Source organism: Burkholderia sp. lig30, assembly GCF_000687455.2.
GTDB lineage: Bacteria > Pseudomonadota > Gammaproteobacteria > Burkholderiales > Burkholderiaceae > Burkholderia.
In genome coordinates, this window is record NZ_JGVW01000081.1 from 51573 (window position 1) to 65676 (window position 14104).

Below are 14104 nucleotides of genomic sequence, written 5' to 3' on the forward strand. Positions count from 1 at the left end.
CGATGCCCGCTTCGGCGCGCCACGCGTGCGCATTCGAAACGGCCACCGCAGCACGCTGGCGATTACAACGGGAACGCCACTTCCGCCCAGAAACGATCGCCTTGCGGGCGATTCCTGACCGCGAACTCGTGTTCGTACTTGAGAATGAAGCCGGCGCCCGGGCCCCATTCATAACGGAACTGCGGGCCGATACTGGCGGCCTGCCCGCGGAAGCCGCCGCCGGGAACGCTCTGGCCATTTACCGTGTCATCGGTGAACTGCTTGAGGTAGTAACCTTGCACGCCGAGCTGAACCTTTTTCGTCACGTCGTACCCGACGAGCCAGTCAATGCTCGAGAGATCGCCGGAGTGATAGTGCGTCTCCTTATTCGGCGCATGGAACTCGGTTTGCAGGTTCGCCGACATTTCCCATCGCGGGCTCGGAAACCACGTGATGCCGACGCTCGGCTGCACCGTCCAGTAATTGACCCCGGTATTGACCATCCGGTTGGCCTGATAGCTGCCGGTCGGCGCGCTGAACTCGGGCGAGAAAAAGATGAAGAACGTATGCGACGGGTTCTTGTAGCTGAGAATCAACGGTTGCAGCAGCGTATCGCCTATCGCGGTGCGATTGCCCGACGCGCCCTCCGCATTCAGATGGGTATGGAACAGCGATCCGACGATACCGCTCGACCACGAAAACGGGCCCCAGCCAGCCCATGTGTGCACGATTCGCGGCGCAGTCACTTCCGCCGCGATGTGAAAGCCCGGAATGATGCTCTGACCGTTATTGCCGACGAACTTGTTCGCTACATAGAGTTCCGTGTAGTTGTAGAACTCGGTCGCGCCGACCGGCGGCATGACGCCGTCCAGTTCCGTGCTGACGCCGACGGGGTAGGTGGTCTGGCCGTTTTCGGTTGCGCCTGCGGGCAGGCAGAGAGAGAGCAGAAGCGCAGACAGGGTCAACAGGCGCGGGGATTTTTTCATTTCATGTCCCGATATTGATATTTATTAAAATATTTGTGTTTGAATAAACAAAGGCGATTCAAAAATATATAATCGTCACGCACGAGCCTGAAAACCAGATGGATTGCCGTGTCCGCCTGAACGGTATTTCGCGATCCTTGAATAACGCGTATACGGCATCACGCTGGCGATTCGCGCGCAGTCGGCGCCATGAGGCATGCTTCATGCCGGCATCCGATATTCCCGACTCGAAAGAGGCGCCATTTCTGGTGATGCGCGTAGATTGATTCGCAGCGTCAGCGACAGGCAAGGCTGGCCGACTGGCGGACCTTCACGCATCTGCGTCGATCTTCACGTCGCTAGGGACGAGATCGTTCGCGCGCCAGCGCCAGCCTCACGGGAGGGCCGGCGAAACAGGCAGGTTCCAGGAAGAACTTCAGCGGCAGAGCACTGGCGGTCGCCTCAGGCGTACGGGCATTCACGGTGCGTGCGTTTTCCCGCCACACGGGCGCGGTTCGCCCGGATCGCTCGCCATGCGGCACGGATCGGCGCCATTGGCGTGTCTCTTCGGCACCCGCTCGCGGGCCGGCCGGCGGATCAGGTCGACGGGTGCATGTGGGGTCGCGGCATCGCGCGAGTCGGCCGCGCGTCGCGATCGATCGCTTTTTCAGGCATGGCGTGTCTCCTCCAGAGAGGTTTCCGTTATTGGAAGCAGGCGGCATCCTCGTCGTCTGCGGGCACGCTGTAAAATAGTTTGTTTGTCTCAGTCAAGACGTTTCAGCGATAAAGACGAACATGCCGGCCAGTAAATTTCGAAGCCCGTGCCGCTTTATCGCCGTCGCCGGCGAATGCATTCGGCTCTGGTCAGGAGAACGGACATGAAAATAAATTCCGACGACTTTCGGGTTCGCGAAGGCGTTGCGGTCGAACTCGACAAGTGGCCGACATGCGTCACCCCGGTCTACAAATCGAAGGATCAGTATCGCGCGATGCTGGCCGGCCACATCAAGCAACTGAGCGCGCTGCAAAGCGTGCTCTATGCGGACAATCGCTACGCGGTGCTGTTCATTTTCCAGGCGATGGATGCGGCGGGAAAAGACGGTGTGATCAAGCACGTCATGTCGGGCGTCAACCCGCAGGGATGCCAGGTGTTCAGTTTCAAGCACCCTAGCGCGGAGGAGCTTCAGCACGATTTCCTTTGGCGTACCACTCGCGACCTTCCCGAGCGCGGCCGGATCGGAATCTTCAACCGCTCCTATTACGAAGAAGTGCTGATCCTTCGCGTGCATCCGGAGATCCTTCGCGGCGAAGGCTTGTCGCGCGAGGCCGGCTCCGGCGCGGCGATATGGCAGAACCGCTACCGTTCGATCAACGACCTCGAGAGTCACCTGCATCGCAACGACACGCGCATCGTCAAGTTCTTCCTGCACCTCTCGAAGGAGGAGCAGCGCAAGCGCTTTCTCGCACGCATCGACGAACCCGAAAAGAACTGGAAATTCAGTGCTGCGGACATCGAAGAGCGGAAATTCTGGGCGCAATACATGACCGCCTACGAGCAGTGTCTCAGTGCGACCAGCACCGAATCCGCCCCGTGGTACGTCGTGCCCGCGGATGACAAGGAGAACGCCCGGCTCATCGTTTCGCAGGTCATCCTGGACACGCTCGAGAGCCTGGACCTGCAGTATCCCGAGACAACCGCGGCGCGGCGAAAGGAGTTGTCCGGGATTCGGGCACAGCTCGCCGAAGAGGAAGCCCGGTAGTCAGGGGCCGCACACCCACACACTGAATATCGAAGGGGCGACGCGGCCCCCATCGCACACCGCGCAGAGAAAGTCGCCCTTCCGGTTTGCGAGCCGCTCCCTTGCCGCCGATATCGGCCATCCCGCATGGCTGGCTTTCGCACGGCATCCTGATCTCGTCCGGGTCACTTCGCTGCTTCGGCGATAACGGCGGCAAGACGTTGCGCGGCCGCTTTCATCTGCGTGTCGCTGAATCCCCCAAAGCCGAGAATCAGTCCAGGGCGGCCGGTTCCCGGCGCAAACGTCGGCGATACGGCACGCACGGCGACGCCAGCCTGTGCGGCCAGCTCGACCACTTTTCGATCGTCCATGCGTTGCGCCAGCCAAAGGACGAGGTGCATGCCCTGGTCGCCCGGCTCCACCCATGCCAGCTCCCGGGGAAGCAACGCATCGAGTGTCTCGATCAGCCTGGCGCGATGATCGGCGTACACATGGCGGACTTTGCGAATGTGGCGCTCCAGATGGCCCTCCGCCATGAACGCCGCGAGCACATGCTGGTCGGCGTTCGGCGGATGACGGTCCATCAGCACGCGCGCGCCGCAGAAAGCATCGACCAGATCCTCGGGGACGATCAGGTAGCCGAGCCGCAGCGACGGAAACAGGATCTTGCTGAACGTGCCGAGATAAATCACCCGATCCGGGTCGAGTCCCTGAAGCGACGGAAACGGATAGCCCTGGTATCGGAGCTCGCTGTCGTAGTCGTCCTCGACGACCCACGCGTGGCTGGCACGCGCCCATGCGAGCAACGCATTGCGCCGCGCCATGCTCATCGGCATGCCCAACGGATACTGATGCGACGGCGTGACGAACGCGGCACGCGCGTGCGGCGCCATCCGGATCCCTGCGTCGACATCGATGCCTTCCGCATCGACCGGCACGCGAACCATCGTATCGCGATGGCCCGTACTCTCGAGTATCGCCGTCACGCCACGATAGGCGGGATTCTCCACCCATGCCTGGTCGCGCGAACCCAGCAACACCTGACACGCGAGAAAGAGCCCCTGCTGCGTCCCGCTGGTCACGATGACCTGACCGGCTTCGCAACGCACCGAGCGCGACCGGCGCACGTAGCCGGCGATTGCCTCGCGCAGCGGCAACGCGCCGAGCGGATCGGCATAACCGGCCGGCGCGCCGGGACCCTTCGCGCGCAGACGGTTGCCGAGCCGCCGCCAGATGTCGGACGGCGCCGTCAGGCCGACAGGAACGGAAACCGCGAATGGCACCGGCGGAAGCGGCCTGAACTCCTGCGCGATCCGCGCGAACGCCGTCGCGGGCTCAGGCAAGCCGGGCCGGGCGACACGCCGGCGGGTTGCGCGCGTTTCCGTTGCCGGCTGCGGCTGCGGCTGCGGCTGCGGCTGCGGCTCGGCGAGCGCTTGCGCGACGCGCGTGCCGGCGCCGGCCTTCGACTCCAGAAAGCCCTCGGCGATCAACTGCTCGTAGGCCTCGATCACCGTGCCGCGCGCGACCTGCAGCGACGCCGCCAGCAAGCGCGTCGACGGCAGCGCATCGCCCGGCGCGATCGTCCCGTTGCGTACCGCTTCCCGCAACGCCTGCGCCACCTGGCGGCTCAGGTGGCCGGCCGTGCGATCCAATGTTCCGATCGACGGGATTTCCGCGATCCGGGCTGTTCTCGCCATGATTCCGGCTCAATCAAAATTTCACAAACTGGCTCTGTAGAATAAACCAGTTCTCCACCACAATGGGCCCGCAGGCAATTCGAACCGGCGCCCTTCGGCACCTCCGCAAGCGAGTGGAATCGACATGTACGTACCCGCCCATTTCAATGAACCCAGCCTCGACATGCTGCACGCGCGCATCGCGCAACATCCGTTCGGCACGCTGATTACGCATGGCAAGAGCGGGCTGGACGCCAACCACCTTCCGTTTGAGCTGGAAGCCGAAGATGGCGGGTTGGGCGTGCTGCGCGCGCACGTGGCACGCGCCAATCCGGTCTGGCAGGACATCGCGGACGGCGACGAAGTGCTCGTGGTCTTTCACGCGGGAGACGCGTACATCTCCCCGAGCTGGTATCCGAGCAAGCACGAGTCCCACAAGCAGGTGCCGACCTGGAATTACATCGTCGTCCACGCCTACGGACGCGTCACCGTTCGTGACGACGAGCGCTACGTGCGCGGCGTGGTCGGCCGGCTGACCCGCACGCACGAGGCGTCGCAACCGCAGCCGTGGAAGATGGCCGACGCACCGAAGGATTACCTCGATGCGATGCTGAAATCGATCGTCGGCTTGCAGATCGACATCACGCGATTGACGGGCAAGAACAAGCTGAGCCAGAACAAGGAGACGCGGGATATTCGCGGCGCCGGCGAAGCACTCAATGCGCGCGAGAACTTCCGGATAGGCAACGCAATGCTCGCTCACGCCGCCGGGAAGCCGGAATAGGACGACTCGCCCCGGGAACGCGCCCGGCAGAATAAAATATCTTCAACGGACGCTCCATGTACGCCTCCACGTTCATTTTCAAAGCCGGTCAGTACGACGACGAATTCCATCGCCTCGACCGGCGGATCGCCGAAGTGGCACGCGCCATTCCCGGGTACCTCGGCGAGGAGACCTGGGAAAATGCCGCCGCAGGATTGATCCAGAACGTCTACTTCTGGGAGTCGGAAGAGGCGCTGCTGAAGCTGATCAGTCATCCGGCTCACGTCGAAGCGAAGTCGAAGCAAGCCCGTTGGCTCGACGGCTACCGCGTCGTCATTGCGAAGGTCATCCGGGAGTATGGGGATGGCAGGCTTGTGAACCCGACGGAAGATCAACCTGCGTAATCGAGTCCGCGCCGGCTTGTGTTCACGGTGCCGTTGAGGCGAGCGCGCTGATGTGAACCTGGCCGCGTACGCGTACCAGCCGGGTTTCGATCCCGATATCGCCGGGTTCCATCCGCGGTTCTCCCGATCCGGCGCTGAAATCGCATCAATGCGGGTTCACGGCACCTTTGCGTTCGCGCCACCACGAACCATACTGATACGCACACGCAGAGCAGATTCCGGAGGACTGGCATGCCGACCTACCAATACCGCTGCGAAAAGTGCGGCAAGACGTTCGAGAGCGTCGAGCATCTCGCCGAACACGAATCCGCGCATCCGCGTTGTCCCGATTGCGGAAGCGAACAGGTTCAACACGTACCTACATCATTCGTCCCCAAGACTTCAAGGAAGAGTTGAGCCATTCCGTCATGGCGCACATCTTCTTCGCTGCATCGATTCAACGACATATCGCGACGCCGGAGCGCGAGATCGACGCGCGCACGCTCGGTGAAGCGCTAGACGCCATCTTCACCGCGCAACCCCGACTGCGCGGCTACCTCCTTGACGATCAGGGCTCGCTGCGACGACATCTCACCGTGTTCGTAGACGGGCGGCCGGTGCGCGACCGGCAGCATCTTTCCGATGCGCTCGGCGAGGAAAGCCGGGTTTATGTCGTACCGGCACTGTCAGGCGGATAAAGGACGCCATCCGTACTGGATTTGTACGGGATCAGCGTGCAACGCATGGGGCCTGAGCAAGCGCTGAAGCGCCAACTTCGATCGACATCCGATCGACAGGAGACACGCCACATGAACGATCGATTGCTCGTCGCAACCCGCAAGGGACTATTCGTTCTGCAAGCCGACGGCGACGGCGGCTGGACGCTCGATGAGCCGTATTTCATCGGCGAGCCAGTGAGCATGGTGCTGCCCGATCCGCGCGACGGATCGCTGTATGCCGCGCTCAATCTGGGCCACTTCGGCGTGAAGTTGCATCGCCGGCGCGCGGGCATGACGGCGTGGGAAGAGTGCGCGGTCCCCGTTTACCCACCGCAGCCCGCCGACGACGCGCGTACCGGCGATGGCGCGAACGCGAACGCGAACGCGGACACGGACACGGACACGAGTGCGGGTGCGGGCGCGGGTGCGGGTGCGAATGCCGACAACCCGGGCGCCACCGCCCCCACCCCGCCGTCTCCTCCGTGGACACTTCAGCAAATCTGGTCGCTCGAAACCGGCGGCCCGGACGAGCCGGGCGTCTTGTGGGCCGGCACGATTCCCGGCGGCCTGTTCCGTTCCGGCGACGGCGGCGACACATGGGTGCTCAACCGTGCGCTGTGGGATCGCCCGGAACGGCGCGAATGGTTCGGAGGCGGCTACGACGCGCCGGGCATCCATTCCGTGATGGTCGATCCGCGCGACAGCCGGCACGTGACGATCGGCGTGTCGAGCGGCGGCGTCTGGCAAACCGCCGACGGCGGCACGACCTGGCGCCTGAGTTCCGACGGCATGGAGGCCGACTACATGCCGCCGGAGCGGCGCGGCGATGCCAACGTGCAGGACCCGCACCGCGTCGTGCAATGCGCGGCCAACCCGGACATGCTGTGGACGCAGCATCACTGCGCGATCTTCCGCTCGACCGACGGCGCGGCGCACTGGCAGCGGATCGAAGCGCAGCCGTCGAGCTTCGGCTTCGCGGTTGCCGTGCACCCGCGCGAGCCGGACACCGCGTGGTTCGTGCCCGCCGTGAAAGACCAGTGCCGGATCCCGGTGGACGGCCGGTTCGTCGTCACGCGCACACGCGACGGCGGCCGCACGTTCGAGCGCTTCTCGAACGGATTGCCGCCCGCGCCGGCGTATGACCTCGTGTATCGGCACGGGCTCGCTATCGACGACTCCGGCACGCGCCTCGCGATGGGGTCAACCACCGGCGCGCTCTGGACCTCCGGCGACGGCGGCGAGAACTGGCATCTGGTTTCAGCGCATTTGCCGCCTGTTTATTGCGTGCGGTTTGGATAGCCGGCGCCGGCGCGACGGCGCCGCGCCTCTCCGGCGTCGATCACACGCGATGCGCGCCTCGATCGACGCCGCGCCGTCCGATCAGGCCAGCCCGCCGTTCGCACGCAGCACCTGGCTATTCACCCACGCGCCGTCAGGCCCCGCGAGGAACGCCACCGCGCTCGCGATGTCCTCCGGCTGCCCAAGGCGCTCCAGGGGCGGCATCTTCGAGAATTGCGCAATCTGTTCGTCTGTCTTGCCGCTCAGGAACAGGTCCGTCGCCACCGGACCCGGCGCCACGCAATTCACCGTGATGCGGCGGCCGCGCAACTCCTTCGCGAACACGCGCGTGAACGCCTCGACTGCCGCCTTGGTGCCGTTGTAGATCGCATAGCCGGGCAGGTTCAGCGCGAGTGTGGTGCTCGACAGGTTGACGATCCGTCCGCCGTCGTTCAGCCGCGCCGCCGCCTCGCGCAGCGTGTTGAACACCCCGCCGACGTTGATCGCAAAAGTTTGCTCGAACACGTCGTCGGTCGTGTCGGCAAGCGGCGCGATCGTCAGGATTCCGGCGTTGTTGATCAACACGTCGACCTTGCCGAGCGTCTGCTCGACCGTATCGAACAGGCGGCGCACGTCACCAGCCTTCGACACGTCGCCTTGCACGGCGATCGCATTGCCGCCGTCCCCGATCAGTTCCGCGACGAGCGCGTCGGCCGCGTCCGAGCCTGATGCGTAGTTGACCGCAACCGCAAAGCCGTCGCGCGCGAGACGGCGCGCTATCGTCATGCCGATGCCGCGGGAGGCGCCCGTCACGAGGGCAATGCCGGAATGGTTGTCTGCGTTCATTGAAATCTCCTGATCGGTGGGAAGCTGACCAGGATGATGATCGATGTTCTATCTGAGATAATTAGTGGCGTTTTCGCATTACTATTCCATTTGCTTTAATTATCGAATCGCCGATACCGTCATGGACCGTTTTCAGGAAATGCAGGCGTTCGTCCGGATCGCCGAGCGCGGCAGCTTCTCGCAAGCCGCCGACGACCTCAACATCCCGCGCGCGACGATCACGAACCTGATCAAGCGCCTCGAACTGCGTCTGGGCACCCGGCTGCTCGAGCGCACCACGCGCCAGGTCCGTCTGACCCACGACGGCGACGCGCACTATCATCGATGCGTCCGCCTGCTGGCCGACGTCGAGGAGGCGGAGGGCGCGTTTCGCGACGCGCGGCCCAAGGGCCTGCTGGTCGTGAACCTCCAGGGCACGCTCGCGCGACACTTCGTGATGCCGGCGCTCCCCGGATTCCTGAGCCGCTATCCGGATCTGCGGCTGCACGTCGGCGAAGACGACCGGCTGGTCGATCTCGTGCGCGAGGGGATCGACTGCGTGCTGCGCGCCGGCACGCTGCGCGACTCGTCGCTGATCGGCCGCCAGATCGCGTCGATGGAGCAAGTCACCGTCGCGAGTCCGGGCTATCTCGCGCGGTTCGGCGAACCCGCCAATCTCGACGAGCTTGCGCGGCATTTCGCGGTGAACTACGTGTCGAGCGCCACTGGAAAAGCGATCCCGCTCACGTTCGGGGTCGACGGGCAGGACGTCGACGTCCGGGTCGATTCGACGATTTCCGTGACCGGCGCCGATTTGTATACCGGCGCGGCCGTCGCCGGCGCGGGGCTGATCCAGGTGCCGCGCTACCGGATAGCGGACGAACTCGCCGCCGCCCGGCTGCGGGTCGTCCTGCCGGCGTTCCCGCCACCGCCGATGCCCGTGTCGGTGCTGTACCTGCATAACCGCCAGCTGTCGCCGCGCGTGCGGATCTTTACCCAGTGGCTGGAGGCGTTATTCCGGGACGTGCCGTATCAGGCGCGCGGACGTTGAGACGGTGGTTGCGTCGAACCCGGCAGCAGACTCGCCTTGGGCAAGGCAAAACTCGCAAGCAGCGCGACCGCGCATGCCCCGATGACGTAGTAGGCTGGCGCCGTCAACGAGCCGGTCTCGCGAACCAGCATGGTGGCGAGCAACGGAGCAAAGCCGCTGAACATGACCACCGAGATGTTGTACGCAAGGGCGATTCCACTGAACCGGACCTGCACGGGAAATTGATCGGCGAGCACGGAGGCCCACGTACCGCTTGCCAGTGAGAAAACCACGGCGGCGAGAACGAACAAGACGACCGGATCGACGGTGTGATTCACGAGCGCCCAATAAAACGGATAGCTCAGCGCAACCAGCAGTGCCGCCGACACGCGCAACAGATATCGGCGCGCAATCCTGTCTCCGAGCCAGCCCGCAGCGAGCAGGCCGAACGAGCTGACGATCAGATAGGCATTCTGGGCGATTGCCGCCGTCCGCGGTACATAGTGCAGCTGCTGGACCAGATAGGCGGGCATGTGACCGTAGAGAATGCCGTTCACGCCGGCCATCACGGCGATCGTGAGCGCTCCCGCCACGACCGCTTTGCCGTGATGCTGCAGCGTCTCGCGAAATGGCTGCTTGACGACCGCGCCATGCATTTCCTTGAACTCGGGCGATTCGTCCAGATTGCGGCGCATCCAGTAGGACACGAGCCCGCATGCCCCGCCGAACAGGAACGCGATCCGCCAGCCATATGCCGCCGCGTCGGCACTGGAGAGGTAGCTCTGAATGCCGAGATTGACGAATGTGGCAAGCAGGACGCCCACGTTGACCGCACAGATGATGATGCCTGCGGCCAGCCCCGCACGATGCGGCGCCGCTTCCACGGCGTAGGTGATCGCACCCGGCATTTCTCCGCCGACGCAGAAGCCTTGCAGCATCCGCAACAGGATCAGCAGGATTGAAGCCGTGATGCCCAAGCTCTGGAAATTCGGCAGCAAACCCAGACAGAGGGTGGCCGTGGTGACCACGACGATCGAGCCCAGGAAGACCGGACGCCGGCCGTAACGGTCCCCCCAGCTACTGAGGACGATGCCGCCGAGCGGCCGGATGACGTAGCCGATGGCCAGCACGGAGAACGCGGCCAGCATGCTGATCAACGACGAGGCGTTCGGAAAGAACTGGGCCGCGATCTGATGGGCGAAGAAGCCGTAGACGATAAAGTCGTAAAACTCCAGCGAACCGCCCAGGCTCGCGATGAGAATCATCTTCCACTGCGCCCGCGACAAGCCCGGCGAGTGCACATGACCAGCGGCACCGACCGTGGGGTGAGATATTTCCATGAGGTCTCCAAAGATTGTTGGCTTCTTCGTCCAAAAGGTGTGCGTGGTCGACGCGTATCGGCGCTTCATGGCCTATTGCGCGCCGAGCCACTTACGCGCTCGCCGTTTGCAGCGCGGGGAATGCGTGTTCGAGCAGGCGGTGCAACGATGCGGTGTCGTGTGCGACGCCATACACGTAGCGGTCGGGGCGGATCAGCACTGCTGCGGCACCCGTTGACGCCAGCCACGCATTCACGGCTGCCCCGTCGCTGACGATGTGGACGCCCGCCTGTGTGGCGCGACCGGCGATGTCGTCGCATCCGGCGAGCAACTCTGGTGACACAAGGAGTGCGAATCGATATCCGACGACGTCATCCATCAAGCGTCCGTCCGCCAGGCGGGGCTGGGGGGCGACCTGTCCAACCAGGGCCGACGACGAATCGTCGAGACAGGCGCCCGGGCCCAGCTTCGGTTGCGGCGTGACGAAGTTGCGAATCGCGGCGCTCATTTCGCTGTCGCGGCTGTTCGCGGCGTCAGGATTGGTCGTCTGAATCACCGAACCGAGTTGCACGGCGGTTTCGATAAATTCGCGCACATGAGGCGAACGTTCCGATTCGTAGGTGTCGAGCAGACGATCAGGCGCATCGCCACGAATCACGGCGCCAAGCTTCCATGCGAGATTCGATGCGTCGCGAACCCCGGCAGCCATTCCCTGGCCCATGAAGGGCGGCGTCTGATGCGCGGCATCTCCGGCAAGCAGCAGCCGGCCGCGGCGCCAGCCGTTGGCCACGACCGAGTGGAACGTGTAGATCGCGGAACGCTCGAGTCGTGCATCGGCCGGCGAAATCCAGCGGGCCAGCTTGTCCCACAGCCATTCGGGGGACGCGAGCTTCGTCGCATCGTCGCCCGGCATCACCATGATTTCCCAACGGCGGCGATTTCCCGGCCCACGGGTGTATGTCGTCGGGCGCGCCGGATCACAATATTGAATGGAGAAGTCACCGAGGTCCGGCCGCGGGGCGTCGAGCAATACATCGACGACGACCCAGCGCTCGTGCGATTTCAGATCCGTGAGCTCGGTGCCCATGAACCGTCGCGCAATCGAGCGTGCACCATCGCAGCCGACGACGTAGCGGGCGGTGGCATGGCCGAGCTTGCCGCAGCGGGTGTCTTCGAAGCGAAGCCGGACGCCATCGCTCGTTTCGTCGAGCGCAAACACTTCATGACGCAGCCGTACGTCCACGTTGGCTTGCAGCGCCAGGCGATCGCGCAACGCGTTCTCGAGATCGGGCTGATGAAACTTGTAGCTCGCGCACCAGCCGTGCGGGCCGATACACGTGGGGCGTGCCCAGTCGATGAGCAGCTTGCCCGCTGCGTTCACGAACTTCATGCCGGGACCGACGAACAGGTTCGGAAGCAGCGCGTCCGCGATACCGATGCCCTGAAACACCCGCATGCATTCGCCGTCGAAGTGCACCGCGCGGGGCAACGCGAAAATATCCTGGTCGCGCTCCAGCACGAGTACCCGCAAGCCCTCGATCGCCAACAGGTTCGCCAGCGTCGCACCGGTGGGGCCGAGGCCGATGATGGCGACATCGTAGTCGCACGCGTGCATCGAAATGGTTTTGTCTGACATGTCTACGTCCGCCTGATGAGACGCCGGACGCGCGAAGCGCGCGTCCGGCAACGATCGTTACGCTTCGTCGGCAACCGGATTGGAGAGGACACCGATCCGGTCGACTTCCACTTCGACCCGGTCGCCGGGCTTCATGAACAGCGGCGGATTGCGCTTTGCGCCGACGCCGCCCGGCGTGCCGGTGACGATCACGTCGCCGGGCGAGAGCGGCGTGAAGGTCGACAGATAGGCGATCTGCCTGGCGATGCCGTGAATCAGCATCTGCGTGGTCGCGCTTTGCACTTCCTGCCCGTTCAGGCGAGTGACGAGCGTCATCAGCGCGTTCGGCTCGATCTCGTCACTCGTCACCATCCACGGCCCGAATGCGCCGGTGCGATAAAAATTCTTGCCCGGCCCCCACTGAGACGTGTGGCGCTGCCAGTCGCGCACGGAGCCGTCGTTGTAGCAGGCATACCCGGCGATGTGATTCCACGCGTCGGCCTCGGCGATGCGCCGTCCACCGCGCCCGATGATCACGGCGATTTCACCCTCGTAGTCGAACTGCACGGACTCGGGCGGGCGCAGCATCGGCTGTCCGTGGCCCACTTGCGAAGCCGGGAGCCGCATGAAGATGACCGGCTGCTCGGTGGTTTCGCGATTGGTCTCCTTGACGTGTTCCGCGTAGTTGAGCCCCACGCAAAAAATCTGCCCGGGATTCGGAATCACCGGCAGCAGCGTCACCTCCGACAGCGGGTAGTCACCCTGACCGCCCTGGGCCGCCTGGACGGCCTCGCCGAATGCGTCGGCGGCAATCAGCGCCTTCAGGTCGGCATAACGGCCGCCGAGGCGCTTGCCGAGATCGACGACGCTGTTGCCCTGAACGACGCCGAACGAGGGGCCTTGATGGGTAGAAAAGCTGACGAGTTTCATTGATGCTCCAAGTAGATAAAAACGCTGCCAGACCAACGCCACCGACCTCATAAAAGTCGTGCGTTTATCGTATTTTGAGAATACGCTATGTTTAATGACTGAAACAACGTGTTTTTAGTCAGGGTTTATCACTACCGGAGACGAGCATGGAAGGTATGAAGAAGGCGCGACGCGGCCTGTCCCTGAGTCACATGGGCTTTTACGTGGGCGATCTGGCGCGGGAGGAAGACTTCTATTCGCGGGTGATGGAGTTCACCGTGACGGATCGCGGCGCGCTGCAGACGCCGCAAGGCGAAGTGCGGCTGGTGTTCCTGAGCCGCGATCCTGCAGTTCATCATCAGGTCGTGCTCGCGAGCGGTCGCCCCGAGCATCTGGCGTTCAATCCAATCAACCAGATTTCGTTCGAAGCGGACAGTCTCGCCACGCTCAGGCAGTTTCACGCGCGCTTTGTGTCGGAAGGCCTGGAAGAGATCCGCCCCGTCACGCACGGCAACGCGATTTCGATCTACGCGCGCGATCCCGAGGGCAACCGCCTGGAGCTCTTCATCGACACCCCCTGGTACGTCGATCAACCGATGCGGGTGCCCGTGGACTTCGACCTGCCCGACGTGGAACTGATGGCTGCTGTTGAACGCCATGCGCGCGCACTGCCGGGATTCAGGCCGCGCAGCGATTGGGAAGCCGAGATGGCCGTGCGTATGGGCGTTGCGTAAGCATGTGGCTTGCCCGGTTGGCCACCCATCGGGCAAGCACAAACCCGGTGCCCTGCGCGAAACAGGCTGACAACCGCGCGGACGACCGTTTGCCGTGAGCGGCGACGGGGCGGGCGGAGAGCGCGTTGGTTATGGCTATAATCCGCTCACATACAAGGAGCTCAGCGCCT

Annotated in this window: 14 protein-coding genes; 8 read left to right on the plus strand and 6 right to left on the minus strand. The window is 63.8% G+C overall.

What is annotated here, in order from left to right:
- Positions 1-62: 62 nt before the first annotated feature.
- Complete coding sequence (locus LIG30_RS14340; RefSeq protein WP_038713256.1) at positions 63-965, minus strand: SphA family protein; 903 nt, start codon at positions 963-965, stop codon at positions 63-65.
- 857 nt (positions 966-1822) lie between these two features.
- Between LIG30_RS14340 and LIG30_RS14345 the strand changes: the two genes are divergently transcribed.
- A complete protein-coding gene (locus LIG30_RS14345; protein WP_038713258.1) occupies positions 1823-2704 on the plus strand; it encodes an ADP-polyphosphate phosphotransferase in 882 nt (293 codons plus the stop codon).
- Between the two features lie 164 nt (positions 2705-2868).
- On the opposite strand, the gene pdxR is transcribed toward LIG30_RS14345, so the two are convergent.
- Complete coding sequence (gene pdxR, locus LIG30_RS14350) at positions 2869-4380, minus strand: MocR-like pyridoxine biosynthesis transcription factor PdxR (RefSeq protein WP_038713259.1); 1512 nt, start codon at positions 4378-4380, stop codon at positions 2869-2871.
- A 124-nt stretch (positions 4381-4504) separates the two neighbouring features.
- Here pdxR and LIG30_RS14355 point away from each other — a divergent pair, with 124 nt between their 5' ends.
- From LIG30_RS14355 to LIG30_RS14370, 5 genes are all read left to right on the plus strand, one after another.
- Positions 4505-5143: an FMN-binding negative transcriptional regulator gene (locus LIG30_RS14355; protein WP_038713260.1), complete on the plus strand. Its 639-nt coding sequence runs from the start codon at positions 4505-4507 to the stop codon at positions 5141-5143.
- A 56-nt stretch (positions 5144-5199) separates the two neighbouring features.
- A complete protein-coding gene (locus LIG30_RS14360) occupies positions 5200-5526 on the plus strand; it encodes an antibiotic biosynthesis monooxygenase family protein (protein WP_038713262.1) in 327 nt (108 codons plus the stop codon).
- A 231-nt stretch (positions 5527-5757) separates the two neighbouring features.
- Positions 5758-5922 (plus strand): FmdB family zinc ribbon protein, encoded by a 165-nt coding sequence (locus LIG30_RS25340; RefSeq protein ID WP_038713263.1) that lies wholly within the window; start codon positions 5758-5760, stop codon positions 5920-5922.
- An 11-nt stretch (positions 5923-5933) separates the two neighbouring features.
- Complete coding sequence (locus LIG30_RS14365) at positions 5934-6203, plus strand: MoaD/ThiS family protein (RefSeq protein ID WP_038713264.1); 270 nt, start codon at positions 5934-5936, stop codon at positions 6201-6203.
- A 111-nt stretch (positions 6204-6314) separates the two neighbouring features.
- On the plus strand, positions 6315-7523 hold the full coding sequence (locus tag LIG30_RS14370; protein ID WP_038713266.1) for a WD40/YVTN/BNR-like repeat-containing protein: 1209 nt from the start codon (positions 6315-6317) through the stop codon (positions 7521-7523).
- A gap of 81 nt (positions 7524-7604) precedes the next feature.
- Here LIG30_RS14370 and LIG30_RS14375 read toward each other — a convergent pair whose 3' ends face one another.
- Complete coding sequence (locus tag LIG30_RS14375; RefSeq protein WP_038713267.1) at positions 7605-8348, minus strand: SDR family oxidoreductase; 744 nt, start codon at positions 8346-8348, stop codon at positions 7605-7607.
- Positions 8349-8469: 121 nt separating this feature from the next.
- On the opposite strand from LIG30_RS14375, the gene LIG30_RS14380 reads away from it, so the two are divergent.
- Positions 8470-9378: a LysR family transcriptional regulator gene (locus LIG30_RS14380; RefSeq protein WP_038713269.1), complete on the plus strand. Its 909-nt coding sequence runs from the start codon at positions 8470-8472 to the stop codon at positions 9376-9378.
- Here LIG30_RS14380 and LIG30_RS14385 read toward each other — a convergent pair.
- The 3 genes from LIG30_RS14385 to LIG30_RS14395 all read right to left on the minus strand — a co-directional run bounded on the left by LIG30_RS14385 (position 9360) and on the right by LIG30_RS14395 (position 13221).
- Positions 9360-10697 carry an MFS transporter gene (locus LIG30_RS14385; RefSeq protein WP_038713270.1) on the minus strand — a complete coding sequence of 446 codons (1338 nt, stop codon included), beginning with the start codon at positions 10695-10697 and terminating at the stop codon, positions 9360-9362. The two genes, LIG30_RS14380 and LIG30_RS14385, sit on opposite strands and share 19 nt — an antisense overlap.
- 91 nt (positions 10698-10788) lie before the next feature.
- Entirely contained in the window at positions 10789-12312 is a 1524-nt protein-coding gene (mhpA, locus tag LIG30_RS14390) for a bifunctional 3-(3-hydroxy-phenyl)propionate/3-hydroxycinnamic acid hydroxylase MhpA (RefSeq protein ID WP_051995031.1), read from the minus strand.
- A gap of 57 nt (positions 12313-12369) precedes the next feature.
- Complete coding sequence (locus tag LIG30_RS14395) at positions 12370-13221, minus strand: fumarylacetoacetate hydrolase family protein (protein ID WP_038713272.1); 852 nt, start codon at positions 13219-13221, stop codon at positions 12370-12372.
- Positions 13222-13367: 146 nt separating this feature from the next.
- On the opposite strand from LIG30_RS14395, the gene LIG30_RS14400 reads away from it, so the two are divergent.
- On the plus strand, positions 13368-13934 hold the full coding sequence (locus tag LIG30_RS14400; RefSeq protein ID WP_038713273.1) for a VOC family protein: 567 nt from the start codon (positions 13368-13370) through the stop codon (positions 13932-13934).
- Positions 13935-14104: the final 170 nt, after the last annotated feature.